Source organism: Prevotella sp. P2-180 (assembly GCF_002251435.1).
In the GTDB taxonomy this organism is placed as follows: domain Bacteria; phylum Bacteroidota; class Bacteroidia; order Bacteroidales; family Bacteroidaceae; genus Prevotella.
On the sequence record NZ_NPJI01000067.1, the window covers coordinates 26,440 to 44,844 of the forward strand.

Consider the following 18,405-nt stretch of genomic DNA (forward strand, 5'->3'; position numbering starts at 1 on the left):
GCCTATGGAAAGATACCCGTCATCGCTATTGGAAAAGGCCGTAGGCGAGATTTCCCGCCTTCCAGGCATAGGGCGCAAGACAGCCCTTCGATTGGCTCTTCATCTCCTCCGCCAAGACACCGACACCGCAGACTCACTGGCAGAGGCCATAATTAGGCTGCGACACGACGTGAAGTACTGCAAGGTGTGTCATAACATTAGCGACACCGATGTCTGCACGATGTGTTCCGACCATAGTCGAGATACTTCTGTGATATGTGTCGTGGAGAATGTGCAGGACGTGATGGCAATAGAGAATACACAGCAGTTTCATGGACTATACCATGTGCTCGGTGGTATCATCTCACCAATGGACGGCATTGGACCGTCAGACCTGAATATCGACAGTCTTGTCGAGAGGGTAGGGCAGGGAGGTGTGAAGGAAGTCATTCTCGCCCTTTCATCCACAATGGAAGGCGATACCACAAGCTTCTATATCTCCCGCCGTCTTGAGAAACATGATGTATCGGTATCTGTGATTGCCAGAGGAATTTCCGTAGGCAATGAACTGGAATATACCGATGAAGTAACTCTCGGACGCTCGATATTGAACAGGACACCGATGAAGGGATGACGATACAACTTTGAAAAAAATATGAAAAGAACGAAGAAAATACTCCATTTGTTGTTTTGGCTTCCGATTGCAGCCGCATTGATAGTGGTGGCTGTTTTTGAGACCAATGTAATCCTGCCAGGTACTCTTGCCGGCAATGAGGTGACAGAATACTATGTGACAATGGCGCTCGAACTACTCACTGTAGCAGGACTGCCACTATCACTACGCCTCTTTAAGTTTCCTGCAGTCATACGTAATCTGCAGGCCGATAAAAGCCGATACACAGGTTTTGCATCGCTTCGCCTTTGTGTTGTCTCAGGCCTCATGCTTGCCAATACCTTTTTGTATTACCTGTTTATGCAGACAACCTTTGGTTATTTGGCCATCATTTGTCTCATCACCATGGCATTCGTTTTCCCAAGTGAAAGACGCTGCCAGACAGAATCCTCAGAACTGCAGTTATGAAGCTATCTGTTGTTATCGTAAACTATAATGTAAGCCATTATCTGCTTCAGTGTGTCGATAGTCTCAGTCACGCTTTGAGAGGAACAGACAGTGAGGTGATAGTGGTTGACAATCATTCGCGCGACAATTCAGTGACTTTGTTACGCCAGTACCATCCTGAAGTAAGAATAGTGGAGAATCTCCATAACCTCGGCTTTGCCAAGGCCAATAATATTGCCATTCGACAGTCGCGTGGCGAATATGTATTGTTGCTCAATCCCGACACAATAGTGTCAGAGTCTGTCGTGAAGGGAGTGATAAGTTTTCTCGATAGCCATCCTGAGGCTGGGTCGGCGGGTGTGAGGATGCTGAATGCCGACGGTACGGTGGCTCCTGAGTCGCGACGTGGTGTGCCGACTCCCATGACTGCCTTTTACAAACTCAGTGGTTTGTGCGGGATGTTTCCAAATAGTCGTCGTTTTGGACGGTATTACCTTGGTCATCTGCCATGGGATTCTCCACAGCAGATAGAGGTGGTGAGCGGAGCCTTCTGTATGTTGAGGACAAGCGTACTGAAAAAGGTAGGACTGCTCGACGAGGATTATTTCATGTATGGCGAGGACATCGACCTTTCTTACCGCATTTTGAAATCAGGCGCCACCAACTGGTATGTGCCTGAGACCATATTGCACTATAAGGGCGAGAGTACCCATAAGTCTTCGTTCCGTTATGTCCATGTGTTCTATCAGGCCATGCACATCTTTTTCAGAAAGCATTTCTCCCATCTCGGACTGTTTATCTCCATTCCGATAAAGACAGCCATCATAGTGAAAGCATCGTCTGCATTGCTTCTCATGCTTACCGAGCGTATGAGGATGTCGTTGGGCTTTGCCCGACGAAACAATGGCTTGACCGCAGGTCCAATGCTATTTGTCGGTTCTGGCTCCATGGTAGCCACTTGTCGTGAGATAAGCAACAAACACGGCCTTGAGGCCACACTGTGCATCTGTTCCAGTCTTAATGAGGTGTCGTCTTATGTAGACAGGCTCAGCGATGAAACCGGAAAGGCATTGACCGTGGTGTTTGACCCCGAGAAGTTTGACTATGGCTCTATGCTCTCTTTTGTCAGCGACAACCATATGAGAAACATTTCCCTTGGAGTATTTCAGCCATCCACATCTTCCATAATAACCCAAAGTGAAATAATAAGATGAAGAAAGTTACATTACGTGCTATAGAACCCGAAGACCTCGATGTATTGTATGAGATAGAAAATGACCTCGACCTTTGGACTGTAGGTTATAGCAATTCGCCTTATTCCCGATATTTACTCCATGATTATATAGCAAACAGCCAGTGCGACATCTATGCCGACCGCCAGTTGCGTCTAATAGTTGAAAACGAGGAAGGAGAGGTGGTAGGCATAGCAGACCTCAACGACTTCGAACCACGCCATAACAGGGCGGAGATGGGCATTGTGGTGAGGAAAGGCTTTAGGGGAGAAGGTTATGCCCGGGCGATGGTGATGCACTTGCTCGACTATGCGAGGAGCATCATACATCTCCATCAGATTTATGTGGTAATAGCAGAGGACAATCATCAAGTGCTCGACATGTTCCGCTCAATAGGTTTTACAGGCGAAAAAATGCTTGACGACTGGCTTTTTGATGGTCAAAAATACACAAATGCGGTGTTTTTGCAGTTTTTTCTGTAATTTCTTACAAAAAAATTTGGTAGAATGAAAAAAAGTCCGTACCTTTGCACCCGCAAATAAGAAACCAACCAAGGTGCGTTAGTTCAGTTGGTTAGAATACATGCCTGTCACGCATGGGGTCACGGGTTCGAGTCCCGTACGCACCGCAATTTTTTTTATGGGTAAACATTGGTGCGTTAGTTCAGTTGGTTAGAATACATGCCTGTCACGCATGGGGTCACGGGTTCGAGTCCCGTACGCACCGCAAAAAAGTGAAGCATTGCGCTTCACTTTTTTTGTTTCCGTCTTTCATTTTCAAAGTTTTCCCCTTATTCTTATACCAAGGTATATTTGTCAAGAATGTCGCTCACCGCATCTTTATATCTGTCTGATACAGGTATGTAAGTGTCGCCGAAGACAAATCTCATTCTGTCAACGAGTTTTACCTTGTTGGTGTGTACGATATACGAGCGGTGTGTTCTCATGAACTCAGGAGCCGGCAGGAAGTCCTCGAGAGTTTTCATGTTCATCAGCGACATGATTTTCTCTCCGTTTTCAAGGAATATCCTCACGTAGTCTTTCAGTCCCTCAATGTAAATGATGTCGTCGAAGTCAACCCTTATGAGTTTGTAGTCGCTTTTTACAAACATGAAGCGATCGTTGCGGTAACTATTGATTTTCTGTATTTTAGTATACCAGTCGAGTCCTTTCTTTGCTACGTTAAGGAATTTCTCGTAACTGATAGGTTTGAGCAGGTAGCCCAAAGCATCGCTTTCATATCCTTCGAGGGCATATTCGCTGAAGGCTGTGGTAAACACGATTCGAGTGTCCTTAGGCAGTATTTTTGCAAACTCCAGTCCGCTTAGCTCTGGCATTTGTATGTCAAGGAAAAGAATGTCTACCGGTTTCTCCCTTATTTCTTTCATAGCGTTAATAGCACTGTTGTATCCTCCTGTAAGATTAAGGAAGGGAGTACGTTTCACGTAGCTTGCCAATAATTCCACTGCCAGTGGCTCGTCGTCAATAATTGCGCAGTTTAGTGTCATATATTATTATTTTTGAATTATACACGTTGTTGTCTGTCCATTTTTCCCATTTATACTTGTCCTTGTATATCAGTTCAAGTCTTTTTCCCACTTGTGTCAGTCCTATGCCATGGCCGCTATGGTCGTTTTGGGGCTTGGGGAAGTTACTGTTTCTTATGTGGCACTCTATTTTATTGTCGTCGGCCTTGATATCTATTCCGATGAAGCTGTCTTGCGTTGCACTAATGCCATGCTTGAATGCGTTTTCCACGAGCGAGATGAATATCATGGGCGCTACAAAAGCTTGGCATTTCTCGTCAATATGGATGTTGAATTTGATGTCCACGTTTGCAGCCACCCTGATTCTCATAAGGCTTACATAGTCGCTGATGAACTTCACTTCTTCAGAAATGCTTACAAACCCTTTCTCGTTGTCGTAAAGCACATGTCTTAAAATCCGGCTCAGTTCGTCAATGGCCTTTTGTGCCCTTGGGGTATCGAAAGCCGTGAGGGCGTAAATATTATTGAGTGTGTTGAGCAGAAAGTGAGGGTTTATCTGTGCCCTTAGGTTTTTTAGCTCGGCTTCTGTCTTTGCGTTCTCTGCCTCTCTCCTTGCATTCTCTGTCTCATGCAGCCGTTTAGCCATTAGAATTGTTGTGGCCACCACACATGAGAGAGTCATGTTGAAAGAGTCTTTGAGCGAGAATACCCATGACCCCAATATAGGTCCGGAGCCCTTAGCCTTTCTTGAGTGTGCAAAGTCCTCGGGCTTAAACAAATCAATGCAATAGTTCATCCAGTAGTGTACTGCGAACCCCAGTGCAATGATGAGTATTGTGTTGATGATGACAAATTGTTTTTTCTTGTCGTTGAGAAAATAGGTTTCTATGAGATGAAAATAGTTGAGGTAGAAGACAATGACGAGAGTCAGAGGTGCGACGCTAAAGAAGATATAGCGTCGCACGTCAAACGTTACGTCTCGTCCTGTGAACATCAATGGTGTGGAAAAAATTATCATCCATGCAATGATGTGTAAGGCTATTTCTGTTTTTTTACTCATATCTCAATGCTTCTATTGGGTCGAGTTGGGCAGCTTTTTTTGCAGGATACCATCCGAAAAAGACTCCAGTAAAAGTGCAGACGGCAAAGCTCATGAGAATGGTCCAGCCCTCTATTGCTATAGGCCAGTGAGCCATGGTGTTAATGCCATAGGAAGCGGCCAATCCAAGTGTCACTCCTATCAGTCCGCCTGTTACGCTGAGCAAGATGGCTTCGATGAGAAACTGGTTGAGAATGTCGATGCCTCTTGCCCCGACACTCATTCGCAGTCCGATCTCCCTTGTTCTCTCGGTAACGCTCACATACATGATGTTCATAATGCCTATACCGCCCACGACGAGGGAGATGCCGGCCACGCATCCGAGCAGTATGGTGAGCATGTCGGAGGTGGATGTCATCATCGACGAGAGTTCTTCCTGCGACCTGATGTTGAAGTCATCTTCGTCGGCAGGCGTGGTGTCTGTTGCGTCCTTAAGCTTATGGTTCCTTCTGAGAATGTTGGTAATCTGCTCGGTGGCTTTCTCTGTCACCCCTTCTGTTATGGCAGAGCATTGTATGCCGCCGAGATATGTCTGTGCAAGTATTCTCTTCATTACGGAGGTATATGGAGCAAGTACGAGGTCGTCCTGGTCCATACCCATAGAGTTGTAGCCTTTTTTCTTCAGCACTCCCACCACGCGGAATGGTATGCTATTGAATCTCACCACTTTGCCAATTGGGTCGCCGCCATTAGGGAAGAGGTTGTCTACCACTGTCTGTCCGAGCACACACACTTTTGCGCTAGTCTTGATATCAGCATCGGTGAACATCTCTCCGTCGGCCACGTTCAGCTGTCTTATTTCCATGTAGTCTTGGTTGATGCCATAAATGGTGGAAGGCGTGTTTTCGTTGCCGTAGATAAACTGTCCGCTTTTGTTTACTACGGGACTGATGGCCTTGATGTATGTACACTCGTCTTTAATAGACTCGTAGTCTGTCATCTTTAAGGTTTCCATCGACGATGCGTCCTGTCTCACTCCACCTCTTCTGTCGGCTCCCGGTCCAATCATGATCATGTTCGATCCCATTTCGGCAATGTTAGCCTGTATGCTCATTTTGGTACCCTGTCCTACGGCAAGCATAGTGATGACCGACGCGATACCGATTATTATTCCGAGTGCCGTAAGGAACGACCGTGTCTTATTTGCAGCGATGGCCCTTAGTGCAATTTTTAAAAGATTGGTATAATTCATAGTTATTCGTCAGTTGAAGCCGGCAACGCCGCTAATCCCTCTGCTGCCGACATAATGTTGTTGTTTACTTCGTCGCTTATCACCTTTCCGTCCCTAAGCATAATGTTGCGGCTGGAATAGTTGGCGATATCAGGGTTGTGGGTGACAAAGATGATGGTTCGCCCTTCAGCGTGCAGTTTTTGAAACAGCACGAGAATCTCAAACGACGTGCGTGTATCGAGGTTTCCTGTTGCCTCGTCGGCGAGTATCACGGCGGGGTTGTTTACCAGTGCGCGAGCTATTGCTACACGCTGCATCTGTCCACCCGACATCTGGTTAGACTTGTGATAGAGTCTGTCGCCGAGTCCCACGGCCTTGAGTGCTTCGATGGCTCTATTGTGTCTTTCCTGTGCGCTCACGCTCGAGTTATACATCAAGGGCAGTTCCACATTCTCCACGCTGGTGGTTTTTGCCAGCAGGTTGTAGTTTTGGAAAATGAAACCAATTTTTCTGTTTCTCAGCACTGCTCTTTGTGATCTCGACATTGTCCTTACCGGTACTCCGTCGAGAATGTATTCTCCGCTCGACGGAGTGTCAAGACATCCCAATTGGTTGAGTAGCGTAGACTTACCTGAGCCGGACTTTCCCATGATGGTAACGAACTCACCTTCGTATATTTTGAACGACACGCCTCGGAGAGCATGAACGGTCTCTTCTCCCACAAGGAAGTCTCTCTTGACGTTCTGCAGTTCTATAACAACTTTCTTGTCTGTCATAATTTATTCCGTCCTTTCCCGTATTTATTTTTTCTTTCTTCCAGGAGGTCCAGGTGCGAATGGCGACCTTTCCTGTTGTTCTCCCATGTCTTCAGACTGTTGGGCCATTTCTTCCATTCCGGTTACAATAACGGTGCCCTCGCTGATGCCGGATAGCACTTCGGTGTTGATACCGTCGCTCATTCCAATCTGCAAGTTGTGTGCTTTAAGGGTGTTGCCTTCCTTTGTCCACACTTTGTTTTTCCCATTGGTGTCTTGTATCTTCATATTACCCACAGTCTCTGGGGTAGGGGTGAATCTCAGAGCTTTGCTTGGTACGCAGAGCACACCTTGTTTTTCGGCTGTGAATATTGTCACGTTAGCCGTGAGTCCCGGTTTCAGTTTCAGGTCGTTGTTTGGAGCGCTTATCACCACTTCGTATGTCACCACATTGTTAGTGGTGGTGGCTTCTTGTCTCACCTGTGTCACTTCGCCCTCGAAAGTGTCGTTAGGGTAGGCGTCGACCGTGAAGGTTACTCTTGCACCTTCCTTCACTTCGCCGATATCTGCCTCGTCTACATCAGCAATCACCCTCATGTCGGTAAGGTTTTGGGCAATGTTAAAAAGTTCTGGAGTACTGAAGCTTGCAGCCACTGTCTGTCCTTCCTCTACCGATTTGGAGAGTACCACGCCGTCTATTGGTGATGTGATGGTGGCGTATCCGAGGTTTGTCTGAGCCTTTGCCACCGACTCTTTTGCCGTTGCCACGGTTTGTTTTGCCTTGTCGTAAGAGAGTTTAGCCGTTTCATATTCGTCGGCGCTTACGAGTCCTTTGTCAAACAGTGTCTTGTATCGATTATAGTTGTCGGTTTCATATTTCAGCGATGATTGTGCACTTGCGAGGTTAGCTTTCGACGTGTTTAGTTCGCTTATGAGGTTTGTCTTGTCGAGTTCGGCTATTACCTGTCCTTTTTTCACCACGCTGTTATAGTCAACAAACAATTTGCTCACAATACCCGAGACCTGTGTTCCCACGGTCACCGATGTCACAGGTTCAATAGTACCTGTAGCCGTTACGCTATTTTGAATATTCGCTTTTGCGGCCTTTTCTGTTTTAAACTGTATTTGGACGTCTTTTTGTTTTCCAGAGAGCATCCATGCAGCCACTGCCACAATGATCACTGTAGCTGCGATATACCATAATTTGCTTATTTTTTTCATATTGTATTAATGTTTTTTTTCTAATGTTGCCCTTAACTCCTCAAATCTCCTCTCCTTTATAGAATTTCAACAGCTGGATGTCAAGTATAGTCATATACTTGCTTTGTAACATGTTTTGTTGGGCTGTAACGAGATTGTTTTTTCCGGTCATGAGTTCCACAATGTTTTTCAGTCCGAGTCTGAACTGTTCGCTCAGCAAGTCGTAGCTTGCCTGCATGCTCTCTACACTGGCCTGTGCTGCCTTGAATTTTTGTTGGTTCGTGTTAGCGTCTATCCAGTATCCCTCAATAGTGCTATACAGTGTTTTCCTTTTGTCCTGTAGGTCCAGGTCTGCGTCAATCACTGCGAGTTTAGCCTTGTTGACGTTAGTTTTTGTCGTCCTGTTGTCGAATAAAGGCAGGCTGAGTGAGAGTCCGAGAGAAGCGTCGAAATTTGTCTTTAGCTGGTAAGAACCTCCATGGTTGTTCATCGATGTGGTACTTGTTCCCATACCGCCAGTCAAGTTAATCTGTGGCATTTTTCCCGCCTTTGCAATTTTTACTCCTATTTTTTGGCTTTCAATGTTCAGCAGGCTTCCCGCAATTTCCGGTCTTGATGCCAGTGCTTGTTCATAGACAGTTTGTAGAGCAGGAATGTTTGCCAGCGCCTCATGGTCGTTTTTTTCTGGTATCACGATGTCGAAAGTCATGTCACCTTGTAGTTCAAGAATCTGCTTTAGTTGCATCTTCGCTTTTTCGGTCTCTGCCTGTGCGTTCACAATGTTATACTCGTCTTGCTTTGTTTGTGCAGTGAGTTGTGCGAGATCTGCCTTCGACATTTTTCCCACTTCCACCATCATCCTTCCCCTTTCCTCGTTTTTCATGCTTGTGGCAAGGCTTTGTCTGTTCACTTCTATGGCCTCATTGAGGTAAAGGATTTGCACGTATAGTTCTGCAATTTGTTCTTTCAGTGCATTGGCGTTGGTTGCAGAGTCGAGTTCGGCCTTATTTGCCTCTAATATGTTTTGCTTTAGTGTGTTACGATTTTTGTTTCCGTTCCAAAGCGTCCATTGTGCGTTCAGGGCGTAATTGCCGTTGTAGTACGTCTTGCTCACTTTGTTTACTACGGTGCCGTTGGCCACTGTGCTCACTCCCGCCTCGTTCCATGGTCTCCATCCGATAGACTGGTTTGTTGACGCGCTGAGAGAAGGCAGTAGTGCAGCCTTGGCCTGTTCCACATCCTCTTTTGATGAGAGTATGGCCACATTGTTTTTCTTCAGAGTAATGTTGTTGTTAAGAGCATGTGTTATGCAATCGTGGAGGGTCCACTTTCTTGAAGTGTCCGCATCTCTTGCCGTGGTCATGTCCAGTATGTTCTCTTGAGCATTGGTCATGGCCGGCGGCAATAGTAGCGACAAAATAAAAAGATACTTTTTGTTCATGATTTATTCCTTTTTTATTGATGCAAAATTCGGAATAAATCGTGAAATATCCAAATATAATCGATATTTTCTGTATCTTAGTAGAAATTATCCATTGTTTTCCCTCGTTGTATTATAGGAGCTTTAGATTTATTAACCTTAGTCTAACTCCTTCAGTCTTGCGATATATTTCCCGAGGATGTCAAATTCAATGTTCACCTTTGTTCCCACGGTTATGTCGTGGAAGTTTGTATGTTCAAAGGTGTAGGGGATTATTGCCACCTGAAACGAGTCGTTGGTAGGATTGCACACGGTCAGCGAAACTCCGTTCACTGTCACGCTTCCCTTGTCCACGGTGAAGTATCCTCTTTTTGCCATATCCTTTTCAAATTCATATTTGAAGGTGAAGTACTTGCTTCCGTTAGCGTCTTCCACGTTGGTGCAGATAGCTGTTTGGTCTACGTGTCCTTGCACTATGTGTCCGTCGAGTCTGCCGTTCATCATCATCGACCTTTCCACGTTCACCCTGTCACCCTTCTTGAGTAGTCCGAGGTTGCTTCTGTCCAAGGTTTCTTTCATGGCGGTCACCACGTAGTTGTAGCCTTCTATTCTGACCACTGTGAGGCATACTCCATTGTGTGCCACGCTTTGGTCAATTTTTAGCTGGGGAGTGAAAGAGCATGTTAGTGTGATGTCGATGTTGTCTCTGTCTTGTTTTACGTCAACAACGGTTGCATATTCTTCAATGATTCCGGAAAACATAATATTCTATAATAATATAATAATGTGTAAAGGGGTAAAAAGAGACCGTACCCGAAGATGATGAAAACTCCTTAACGAATAAGGTTTGAGTGACTCTCCGCCTTTGTAATCCACCGGCCTTAAGGCTTTGTCGTTTCCGACTTATTGTGGCCCGCCATTGGCAGGAGAAATCATCTCGTGTTTTCTAAATTATTTGATGAGTATCCCTATCTTTCAGATACGGTCCGTTAATTTGAGTGCAAAGTTAATGTATTATTGTTGTATATGCAATAGTTTCTCGAATTTTTTACGATTTATTTGCACTCATAACTTCGTTTCTTATCCTTTTTTGTCTCCAAGCCATAAAACCGATGCCCAATGCGGCTCCTATCGCCATGTATATCCAGAAAGCTGCCGTAGAAAAGAAGAATGTGGGAGGCACGATGATGGTGATGGCTTTCTCCTCAAACTTGTCGGGTGTTTCGTGTAGCGAAACCTTCACCCTGAGCGTGTATGTACCTGATGGAAGGTTGGCGTAGCTTGCCATCCTTTCCTTGGTGGCCGTATGCCATTGCTCGTCGTGTCCTTCAAGCATGTATTGGTAGTGTACTCGATGTTGAAGTTGGTAGTTGAGCGAAGCAAACCTGAATGCAAACATGGAGTTGTGTTCAGGCAGTTTCACCTCTTTGGCGTCTGGCACATAGTAGTCATACAGGTCTGAGAATCGTGGCGATATCAGTTCATCGTTGATGAAGAAGTCGGTGAATCTCAGTTTCAGCGTACTCTTTCCCGCATTTGTGAGTTTGTGCTTGTCCACGAAGTAGTATCCGTCAAGAGTTCCGAATATTATATTGTCTCTTATTGTGGTAGCAGCAGCCCCTTCCGAACAGATGCAGTCGTCTACTCCGTCTTGTATTGAGAATGTGCTGAATATCTGTCTCTTTTGGTCGTAAGAGCAGAGGGTGTGGTCAGTTGCAAACCATACGATGTCTTTTGCGTCAAAAGTGATGCTCTTTATCTCTTCCGAAGGCAGTCCGTCGGCGTTGCCGTATGTTTCAAACTGGAAGTCGCTGTCGGCGTTGGTGTTGAGACATTTGCTCAGTCCGCCGCCGTTGGTGCCTATCCACATGGTGCCTTTTCTGTCGCATTTGAGTGTAATGATATCCTTACTGTTCATGTTTTTCTCTGCATCCTTTGTGTCTTCCACCGGCAACATCTTTATATTGTGGTTTTTGAGCGAAAGGATTATCACTCCGTCTGTAGTTCCCGCCCAGACCCGTCCTTTTTTGTCGAGTGCGAGTGTTCTTACCTTTTTAAATTCGTTGGCAGGGTAATGTTTCATCATGTTATTGCAGTTCACGACAATCTCAGTACCGTTGCGGTCTTTTGTTATCACGTTCACTCCTCCTCCATATGTGGCCACCCAGATGTTACCTTCGTTATCTTCTATCGAGCAGTAAGTGTTATCGTCGTTTAGGCTATAGTTGTTTCCTTTTCTGTATCTCTTGTAGCTGTAACCTCCTTTTCCGTTAGGAGTCATTTTTATGAGTCCCGTACCTTTAGTGGCTATCCAGTAGTTGCCCTTTTTGTCTTTGTCAATGCCATAGACACGTCCGAAATCACCTGTTTGGTCAATGGTGTTGAAGTATCTTTTGTTTACTCCGTCGGTCATCATGAGCGTACCCTTTTTGTTGGCCATGAGCAGCATACGTCTTTCCCTGTCGTAGTATAACGCTCTGATTTCATTTTGGTTACCTTCTTCAGCTCCTTCGAAGATAGGAAATCTCTTAATGTTCTTTTTCAGGATCTCGAGCTTTTCGAGTCCTTTTCGACTTGTAGCCTCCCAGATGATGCCTTCAGGCAGGGCGAGGAAGGATGCAAGTGTATTTGATAGTTCCCATGGGTTTAGCGGGTTATTGTGGAAGTATTCGATAGAGTCATTTTGTCTGTTGAAATATCCGAATCCTCCGTGGTTCATGTTTACCCATACGGTACCTCCCACTTCCGACACTTTTGCTATGTGCTGGTCATATTCCGGCACGACCACTGTCTGCTGGTAGTCTTTTTGCTGGTTTGTTGTGAGGTCAAGTCTTGATATTCCCTGTTTGTCTGTTGCAAACCAAATGGAAGCCCTTGAGTCTTTGAATATGGTGTAAATAGGCATTTTCACGTCTGCCAGCAGTCTTGGCTCCTCACCGTAAGAACACTCCATGATTTTTCCCGACTGTGTTCCGGCGTAGATGTTATATCCGTTTGAGTAGAGGCACAGTACGGTCTCGTTTGCGAGTATGCCTTCAGTGTCGAGGCTCTCGCTGCTTGAGTTTATTTGGAATATACCCTTTTCTGTGCCCACCCAGATATCGTCTTTGTATCCTTCAGCAATTGACAGTGGTTTGGCTTTTTCTGTAGTGATGAGTTGTTTTGAGATGCCGTTTCTTGAACTGCGCATTCGGTATATTCCCACTCCGTCCATAAGAATGAGAATGTCACCATTGTGTGTTGTAGCCAGTTTGTGTGTCGACCTGAGGTCTTTATATCCGTGTACATCGGCAAAAGGGTTAATGATTTTGTCAGACTTTCTGTCAACCATAAACACTCTTCCGTCATACATTCTCAACCATACATTTTGCATGGCATCAATCTGCATGTCGCTTATTCGGTTGTGTAGCAGTGGAACCCGACTTTGTCCTCCTGTCTTGTAATTATAAAAATCATATCCGTCGAATCTTGACAATCCGTTCCATGTAGCAATCCAGATATATCCATATCCGTCTTGCTTAATGTCCGATACGGCATTAGAGCACAATCCGTCGTCGGTGGAATAGTGTGATAGCGAAGCCTGTAGCTGTTGTGCCACGGCTGAAGACGTGATATTTATGGCTATAGCCAATGTGAATATTAGTTTTTTAGTTATGGTGGTCATGATGTTAGGTTTTATCGTGGGGAGAGACGAGTGGGGAGAGGGGAGAGAGACGAGTAGTCTCCCTCCTTTTTCTATCAATAGCTTCTTGCGATTATCACTCTGCACTTAGCAGGCTTACCGCTCACCATATCCACTCCTGGAGTCTGTTCGTATGCAAATGGGACGCAACGTATGGTGGCTTGTGTCTCTTCCTTTATCTTTGCCTCGGTTTCGGCAGTGCCATCCCAATGGCAGAGGAAGAAGCCTCCGTCCTTGATTTTTTCCTTAAACTCTTCGTAGTTGTCACATTCATATACTCTCTCGTCGCGATACTTGCGTGCCTTCTCGAAAATGTTTTCCTGTATCTTCTCAAGCAGTTGCTCCACGTAGTCTGCAATGCCTTCCAGAGCCACTGTCTCCTTCTCCAGAGTGTCGCGGCGCATCACCTCTATGGTGCCGTTTTCCAGATCGCGTGCTCCAAGCACCAGTCTCACCGGTACACCTTTCAGTTCATAGTCGGCAAACTTAAATCCAGGGCGCTTGTTTTCCGCGTCGTCATACTTCACGCTGATGCCCTTCTTTTTCAGTTCGTCAACAATAGGCATCACCTTCTCGCTAATCATTTGCAATTGTTCGCCACCCTTTGAAATAGGTATTATCACCACTTGGATTGGAGCCAGACGAGGAGGCAGTACGAGTCCGTTGTCGTCAGAGTGAGTCATTATTAATGCACCAATAAGTCTTGTCGAAACACCCCATGAAGTGGCCCAAACATATTCAGGCTTGTTGTCCTTGTTAAGGTATGTCACGTCGAAAGCCTTGGCGAAGTTCTGTCCAAGGAAGTGGCTTGTTCCGCTCTGCAGAGCCTTGCCGTCTTGCATCATGGCCTCGATAGTGTATGTGTCGAGAGCGCCGGCAAAGCGTTCTGTTTCGCTTTTCACACCTTGCAGCACAGGTACAGCCATCCATTTTTCAGCAAAGTCGGCATACACTTTCAGCATCTTCTGTGCTTCCTCTTCAGCCTCCTCGCGTGTAGCGTGGGCAGTGTGTCCTTCCTGCCAGAGAAATTCGCTTGTGCGCAGGAATGGTCTTGTGCGCATTTCCCATCTCATCACGTTACACCACTGGTTGCACATCAGAGGCAGGTCTCTCCACGACTGAATCCAGTTTTTGTAAGTGTTCCAGATGATAGTTTCTGAAGTAGGTCTTATTATCAGTTCTTCTTCCAAGCGGGCAGCAGGGTCTACCTCCACGCCGCTTTTGTCCTCCTTAGCCTTCAGACGATAGTGGGTCACTACGGCACATTCCTTGGCGAAGCCCTCCACATGTTCTGCTTCTTTTGAAAGGAACGACTTGGGAATGAGTAATGGGAAGTAGGCGTTCTGAACTCCAGTCTCCTTAAACATCGAGTCGAGCTGTCGTTGCATCTTTTCCCAAATCGCGTAACCGTATGGCTTTATCACCATACATCCCCTTACTGCAGACTGTTCTGCCAAATCGGCCTTTACAACCAGGTCGTTGTACCATTGGCTGTAGTTATCGGCCCTTTTTGTCAAATCCTTTAATTCTTTTGCCATTTTTTTTGGTGTTATGTTCGATATTTCGTGCAAAGGTACAAAAAAATATATAAATGCAATCATTTATAGACTAATTTTTTCCTTTTCACATTATTAATGTATAAAAAAGAAAAAAATCAAGATGATTTTATGTCATTATAGAAAAAAAGCATTATCTTTGCAACCCGAAAACCAAAACCTGTTTGGTAAATCAAAACTTTAACTATTAAAAATATTTTTAGAAATGAAAAAGATTAAGGTATTTTCACTGGCTCTTTGTATGGGCCTCATCCTCTCTGGATGTACAAACACACAAAAGGGTGCCGCCATTGGTACTGGAGGTGGTGCTTTGCTTGGCGCAATAGTAGGTAAATTGGCTGGTAACACTGCTGTAGGTGCTGCCGTCGGTGGAGCTGTAGGTGCTGGTGCTGGTGCTCTTATAGGCAAGAAGATGGACAAGGCCAAGGCTGAGGCTGAGGCTGTGAAGAACGCACAGGTAGAGTCTGTAACAGACAAGAATGGTCTGCAGGCCGTAAAGGTCACTTTCGACTCTGGTATCCTCTTCACTACAGGTTCGGCAACACTGGCTTCTGCTGCCAAGACTTCTTTGCAGGAGTTCTCAAAGGTGCTGAAGAACAACACCACTTGCGACGTAGCCATTCAGGGCTATACCGACAATGCAGGATGGAAGAACTCTACTGCCGCTCAGAGCGTAGAGAAGAATAAGGCACTCTCACTCGACCGCGCCACTGCCGTTTCTTCATATCTCCAGAGCCTCGGAGTTTCCAGCGCTCAGATAAAGAGCGTTGAAGGTCTTGGCGAGGAAAATCCTGTTGCCGACAATTCAACAGCAGCCGGCAAGGCACAGAACCGTCGCGTAGAGGTATACATGTATGCAAGCCAGGAGATGATTCAGGCTGCTCAAAACGGTACACTGCAATAATACAATATTCCTGATGATTATTACGAAATTCATACTGCGCAGAGTAAGAATTGTCATACAATGGATGGTGGTAGCTTTTTTCGGCTCCACCATTCTTGCTGTTGTGGCGTTACGTTTTATTCCCGTTTATTTCACTCCCTTGATGTTCATTCGTCTTGCCCAGCAGGCCAGTGAAGGAAAGACACTTAAGATGCACCACCACTGGGTGTCGCTCGACGACATCTCGCCGTCTCTTCCCGTGGCGGTGATAGCCAGCGAAGACCAGCGCTTTCTCGACCATCATGGCTTCGACTTCAAGGCCATTGAGCATGCTGCCAAGCGCAATATGACGCGTAAGGACAAACCCAAGCTCGGAGCCAGTACCATCTCTCAGCAGACTGCCAAAAATGTGTTTCTTTGGCCTGGGCGAACATGGGTGAGAAAGGGGCTTGAGGCTTATTTCACCAGTCTAATAGAGATAATGTGGAGCAAGCAGCGCATCATGGAAGTTTATCTTAACTCCATAGAGATGGGCGACGGCATTTATGGGGCCGATGCAGTGGCCGAGCGTCATTTCGGCTGTAGGGCCAAGGAATTGTCCCGCTCACAATGCGCCCTGATAGCCGCCACTCTCCCCAATCCGCGCCGTTTCAGCTCTGCCTCTCCCTCGCCCTACATGAAAAAGCGTCAATATCGCATCATGCGCGAAATGAAACATATCCCCCGCTTCCCTAAGGAAGGAGAGGACAAGTGAGCTCCCACCTCTCTTTATACTCCTCCCATCTCTTTCCTCCTATAATTCCTTTCTTGACAACTATACTTTCTTTTTAAGAAAAAAGTCTTTTCCCTTGTTGTTTTACAAAATAATGCTTATCTTTGCACCGATATTCATCGAATGCACCCCAAAAATTATATGCATCTTAGATATGGAAGAAAGAAAGTCAAAACGAATACCTCATGGCATGATGAACTTCGTGGTAGTGCACGAAGATGAAATATACTATGTATACAAGACTCTCAGAAAGAGCCTAACCATGTCCATGATCCGTCATTATAACAACATAAATGCAAATGGTGGTTGTGATGAAACATTTTCACGGTAAACAACATGAATTATATAGAGAAAAAAAGCGTATTTGACAGGCTCTTCCGAAGTTGGTATCTTGAAATGGTGTATTTTGCATGCTATTTTGTAAAAGACAAGGAAACTAGTAAGGATATTGCAAGTGATGCTTTTGAATATCTTTGGCGTAACTATGAGAAGATAGATGAAAGTACTGCCAAGTCTTATTTATTATCGTTTATAAAGACCAGGTGTATTGACCATATACGCAAACAAAACTCGCGCAAGGACTATGCAGACTTTGTCAGGCTCATTGCGGGACGTCTTACCGAAGATACAACAAAGGACAAGGAGATGCGGTATGAAAAGATACAAAAAGGGATGGAATTATTGACAAACTATAATCTTTCCATACTAAAATCGTGTTATTTAGAAAGAAAGTCATATAAGGAAGTGGCAGCTGAATTAGGTGTAAGTGTCTCGGCAATACACAAAAATATTGTTAAGGCATTACGCATTATAAGAAAATATGTAGCTTCGGAGGGTGACCAATAAAATACCTATTCCGTATTATTATTACATTAAACAACTATATTTTATGGAGATAAAAGACATTGAAATATCAGTTTCTGAGAAAGAAGCATTGGACATTATGGAGCATGACAGTGCTCTTTCAAGTGTTTTGACCGATGATGACTTTATCGACGATTGTGCTGATATTGCAGGCATAACTATAGGGCTTATGAAACGTGATAATCCTCTTGATATTGACGTTGATTCAGACCTCGCGAAAATCCATGGTCGTCTTGACATGCACAGGGCAACCGTACGTCGTTTTTGGCCATGGATTGCCGCAGCAGTAGCTGTTATTATGGTTATCTTTTATGTTGCGACCAAACCTTTATTTATTAATAAGGTGGATGTGATGCAACATTACGTTCAGGTGTTTCAGGCATGCGAAACCGATACAGCAGTCATGATTCGTGAGTTTGGACAAGAAGAATCCGTCCCCCTTGCTATGGCATGTAAAAACGCTCCGTTAGTCTATGATGCATCAAACCATGAGGCGAAATACAGTTCAGACAATGACCGTAACGCGAAATACTCGTCAAAACGGCATAGTCTAAGTGTACCAAGAGGAAAGTCGTTTAAGGTTATCTTGTCTGACAATACAGTAGTGTATGTCAATGCCGATAGCCGTATTGTCTATCCTATGGCTTTTGGTAATAAAGAACGTGTGGTTGAGCTTGAAGGAGAAGCACTGTTCAAAGTAGCTAAGGATCCTACTAGGCCTTTTATCGTTAAAAGCCGTGGAGTGGATGTATTGGCTTTGGGCACTGAATTCAACGTAAGAAACTATCCCTCTGAACCACTAAAAGTCACTCTTGTATCAGGTAGCGTAGAAGTGAGCAATGCCAACAATTGTAACAAAAAGCGATTATCACCGGGACAGCAGGCTTCGGTGGACAAGACCATGGATGTAGAGAATGTGGATGCAGAAGGAACTGTGTTTTGGAAGGATGGACTATTCTATTTCGACGGTGTAACATTGAAGGAAATGATGGCTGAGATTGGGCGATGGTATAATACAGACATATATATTGAGAACGATAATGTCGCTAAGTTACAACTGCATTTCTATGCAGACAGAAAACAGGATATCCACCATTTCATAAAGATACTTAATCGCACTGAGCGCATACATGCTGTCTACAATAATGGGAAAATCATGATTAAATGATGTTTTTTTACTAAATAAACGACAACTTGTATGTTTTTCCTCTTTTTTTGCGAAAAAAATGCATCTTTAGGGTAGCCA

General features: G+C 45.0%; 17 protein-coding genes and 2 tRNA genes. 10 read left to right on the plus strand and 9 right to left on the minus strand.

Annotated elements, in window-relative coordinates:
- Positions 1-4 precede the first annotated feature (4 nt).
- The 6 genes from recR (at position 5) to CIK98_RS09285 (ending at position 2,997) form a co-directional block, all read left to right on the plus strand.
- Positions 5-613 carry a recombination mediator RecR gene (gene recR, locus CIK98_RS09260; protein WP_094383957.1) on the plus strand — a complete coding sequence of 203 codons (609 nt, stop codon included), beginning with the start codon at positions 5-7 and terminating at the stop codon, positions 611-613.
- 21 nt (positions 614-634) lie between these two features.
- The gene (locus tag CIK98_RS09265) at positions 635-1,060 is read left to right on the plus strand and encodes a hypothetical protein (protein WP_094383958.1); all 426 of its coding nucleotides are present in this window, start codon (positions 635-637) and stop codon (positions 1,058-1,060) included.
- A complete protein-coding gene (locus CIK98_RS09270; RefSeq protein WP_094383959.1) occupies positions 1,057-2,253 on the plus strand; it encodes a glycosyltransferase family 2 protein in 1,197 nt (398 codons plus the stop codon). The genes CIK98_RS09265 and CIK98_RS09270 overlap by 4 nt, the downstream gene beginning before the upstream one ends.
- A complete protein-coding gene (locus CIK98_RS09275; RefSeq protein WP_094383960.1) occupies positions 2,250-2,753 on the plus strand; it encodes a GNAT family N-acetyltransferase in 504 nt (167 codons plus the stop codon). The genes CIK98_RS09270 and CIK98_RS09275 overlap by 4 nt, the downstream gene beginning before the upstream one ends.
- A 72-nt stretch (positions 2,754-2,825) precedes the next feature.
- Positions 2,826-2,899, plus strand: a tRNA-Asp gene (locus tag CIK98_RS09280).
- 24 nt (positions 2,900-2,923) lie between these two features.
- Positions 2,924-2,997 (plus strand) — tRNA-Asp (locus CIK98_RS09285).
- Between the two features lie 70 nt (positions 2,998-3,067).
- Here CIK98_RS09285 and CIK98_RS09290 read toward each other — a convergent pair.
- The 9 genes from CIK98_RS09290 to proS form a co-directional block, all read right to left on the minus strand.
- A complete protein-coding gene (locus CIK98_RS09290; protein WP_094383961.1) occupies positions 3,068-3,778 on the minus strand; it encodes a LytTR family DNA-binding domain-containing protein in 711 nt (236 codons plus the stop codon).
- The gene (locus CIK98_RS09295) at positions 3,753-4,817 is read right to left on the minus strand and encodes a sensor histidine kinase (RefSeq protein WP_094383962.1); all 1,065 of its coding nucleotides are present in this window, start codon (positions 4,815-4,817) and stop codon (positions 3,753-3,755) included. The genes CIK98_RS09290 and CIK98_RS09295 overlap by 26 nt, the downstream gene beginning before the upstream one ends.
- Positions 4,810-6,048, minus strand: coding sequence for an ABC transporter permease (locus CIK98_RS09300; RefSeq protein ID WP_094383963.1), 1,239 nt, complete (start codon positions 6,046-6,048; stop codon positions 4,810-4,812). Before CIK98_RS09300 ends, CIK98_RS09295 begins: the two co-directional genes overlap by 8 nt.
- A 2-nt stretch (positions 6,049-6,050) precedes the next feature.
- Entirely contained in the window at positions 6,051-6,803 is a 753-nt protein-coding gene (locus tag CIK98_RS09305) for an ABC transporter ATP-binding protein (RefSeq protein ID WP_094383964.1), read from the minus strand.
- 24 nt (positions 6,804-6,827) lie between these two features.
- Positions 6,828-8,003 (minus strand): efflux RND transporter periplasmic adaptor subunit, encoded by a 1,176-nt coding sequence (locus tag CIK98_RS09310; RefSeq protein WP_094383965.1) that lies wholly within the window; start codon positions 8,001-8,003, stop codon positions 6,828-6,830.
- Between the two features lie 40 nt (positions 8,004-8,043).
- Positions 8,044-9,423, minus strand: coding sequence for a TolC family protein (locus CIK98_RS09315; protein WP_253249682.1), 1,380 nt, complete (start codon positions 9,421-9,423; stop codon positions 8,044-8,046).
- Positions 9,424-9,561: 138 nt separating this feature from the next.
- Positions 9,562-10,164, minus strand: coding sequence for a riboflavin synthase (locus tag CIK98_RS09320; RefSeq protein WP_094383966.1), 603 nt, complete (start codon positions 10,162-10,164; stop codon positions 9,562-9,564).
- 286 nt (positions 10,165-10,450) lie between these two features.
- Positions 10,451-13,066 (minus strand): two-component regulator propeller domain-containing protein, encoded by a 2,616-nt coding sequence (locus CIK98_RS09325; RefSeq protein ID WP_094383967.1) that lies wholly within the window; start codon positions 13,064-13,066, stop codon positions 10,451-10,453.
- 74 nt (positions 13,067-13,140) lie between these two features.
- Positions 13,141-14,622, minus strand: a complete 1,482-nt coding sequence (gene proS, locus CIK98_RS09330) for a proline--tRNA ligase (protein WP_094383968.1) — start codon at positions 14,620-14,622, stop codon at positions 13,141-13,143.
- 223 nt (positions 14,623-14,845) lie between these two features.
- Between proS and CIK98_RS09335 the strand changes: the two genes are divergently transcribed.
- The 4 genes from CIK98_RS09335 to CIK98_RS09355 all read left to right on the plus strand — a co-directional run bounded on the left by CIK98_RS09335 (position 14,846) and on the right by CIK98_RS09355 (position 18,327).
- Complete coding sequence (locus tag CIK98_RS09335) at positions 14,846-15,544, plus strand: OmpA family protein (protein ID WP_094383969.1); 699 nt, start codon at positions 14,846-14,848, stop codon at positions 15,542-15,544.
- Between the two features lie 13 nt (positions 15,545-15,557).
- Complete coding sequence (gene mtgA / locus CIK98_RS09340; RefSeq protein ID WP_094383970.1) at positions 15,558-16,277, plus strand: monofunctional biosynthetic peptidoglycan transglycosylase; 720 nt, start codon at positions 15,558-15,560, stop codon at positions 16,275-16,277.
- A 354-nt stretch (positions 16,278-16,631) separates the two neighbouring features.
- Positions 16,632-17,141, plus strand: coding sequence for a sigma-70 family RNA polymerase sigma factor (locus CIK98_RS09350; RefSeq protein ID WP_253249683.1), 510 nt, complete (start codon positions 16,632-16,634; stop codon positions 17,139-17,141).
- Positions 17,142-17,184: 43 nt separating this feature from the next.
- Positions 17,185-18,327, plus strand: coding sequence for a FecR family protein (locus CIK98_RS09355; protein ID WP_094383972.1), 1,143 nt, complete (start codon positions 17,185-17,187; stop codon positions 18,325-18,327).
- Positions 18,328-18,405 lie beyond the last annotated feature (78 nt).

Excerpts from the sequence above, each read along its gene's own strand:
- CIK98_RS09310 (WP_094383965.1), bottom strand. The coding sequence starts at position 8,003 with ATGAAAAAAATAAGCAAATTATGGTATATCGCAGCTACAGTGATCATT.
- CIK98_RS09295 (WP_094383962.1), bottom strand. The coding sequence starts at position 4,817 with ATGAGTAAAAAAACAGAAATAGCCTTACACATCATTGCATGGATGATA.
- CIK98_RS09265 (WP_094383958.1), top strand. The coding sequence starts at position 635 with ATGAAAAGAACGAAGAAAATACTCCATTTGTTGTTTTGGCTTCCGATT.
- CIK98_RS09325 (WP_094383967.1), bottom strand. The coding sequence starts at position 13,066 with ATGACCACCATAACTAAAAAACTAATATTCACATTGGCTATAGCCATA.
- CIK98_RS09355 (WP_094383972.1), top strand. The coding sequence starts at position 17,185 with ATGGAGATAAAAGACATTGAAATATCAGTTTCTGAGAAAGAAGCATTG.
- mtgA (WP_094383970.1), top strand. The coding sequence starts at position 15,558 with ATGATTATTACGAAATTCATACTGCGCAGAGTAAGAATTGTCATACAA.
- CIK98_RS09270 (WP_094383959.1), top strand. The coding sequence starts at position 1,057 with ATGAAGCTATCTGTTGTTATCGTAAACTATAATGTAAGCCATTATCTG.
- recR (WP_094383957.1), top strand. The coding sequence starts at position 5 with ATGGAAAGATACCCGTCATCGCTATTGGAAAAGGCCGTAGGCGAGATT.
- CIK98_RS09300 (WP_094383963.1), bottom strand. The coding sequence starts at position 6,048 with ATGAATTATACCAATCTTTTAAAAATTGCACTAAGGGCCATCGCTGCA.
- proS (WP_094383968.1), bottom strand. The coding sequence starts at position 14,622 with ATGGCAAAAGAATTAAAGGATTTGACAAAAAGGGCCGATAACTACAGC.
- CIK98_RS09305 (WP_094383964.1), bottom strand. The coding sequence starts at position 6,803 with ATGACAGACAAGAAAGTTGTTATAGAACTGCAGAACGTCAAGAGAGAC.
- CIK98_RS09320 (WP_094383966.1), bottom strand. The coding sequence starts at position 10,164 with ATGTTTTCCGGAATCATTGAAGAATATGCAACCGTTGTTGACGTAAAA.
- CIK98_RS09350 (WP_253249683.1), top strand. The coding sequence starts at position 16,632 with ATGAATTATATAGAGAAAAAAAGCGTATTTGACAGGCTCTTCCGAAGT.
- CIK98_RS09275 (WP_094383960.1), top strand. The coding sequence starts at position 2,250 with ATGAAGAAAGTTACATTACGTGCTATAGAACCCGAAGACCTCGATGTA.
- CIK98_RS09290 (WP_094383961.1), bottom strand. The coding sequence starts at position 3,778 with ATGACACTAAACTGCGCAATTATTGACGACGAGCCACTGGCAGTGGAA.
- CIK98_RS09315 (WP_253249682.1), bottom strand. The coding sequence starts at position 9,423 with ATGAACAAAAAGTATCTTTTTATTTTGTCGCTACTATTGCCGCCGGCC.
- CIK98_RS09335 (WP_094383969.1), top strand. The coding sequence starts at position 14,846 with ATGAAAAAGATTAAGGTATTTTCACTGGCTCTTTGTATGGGCCTCATC.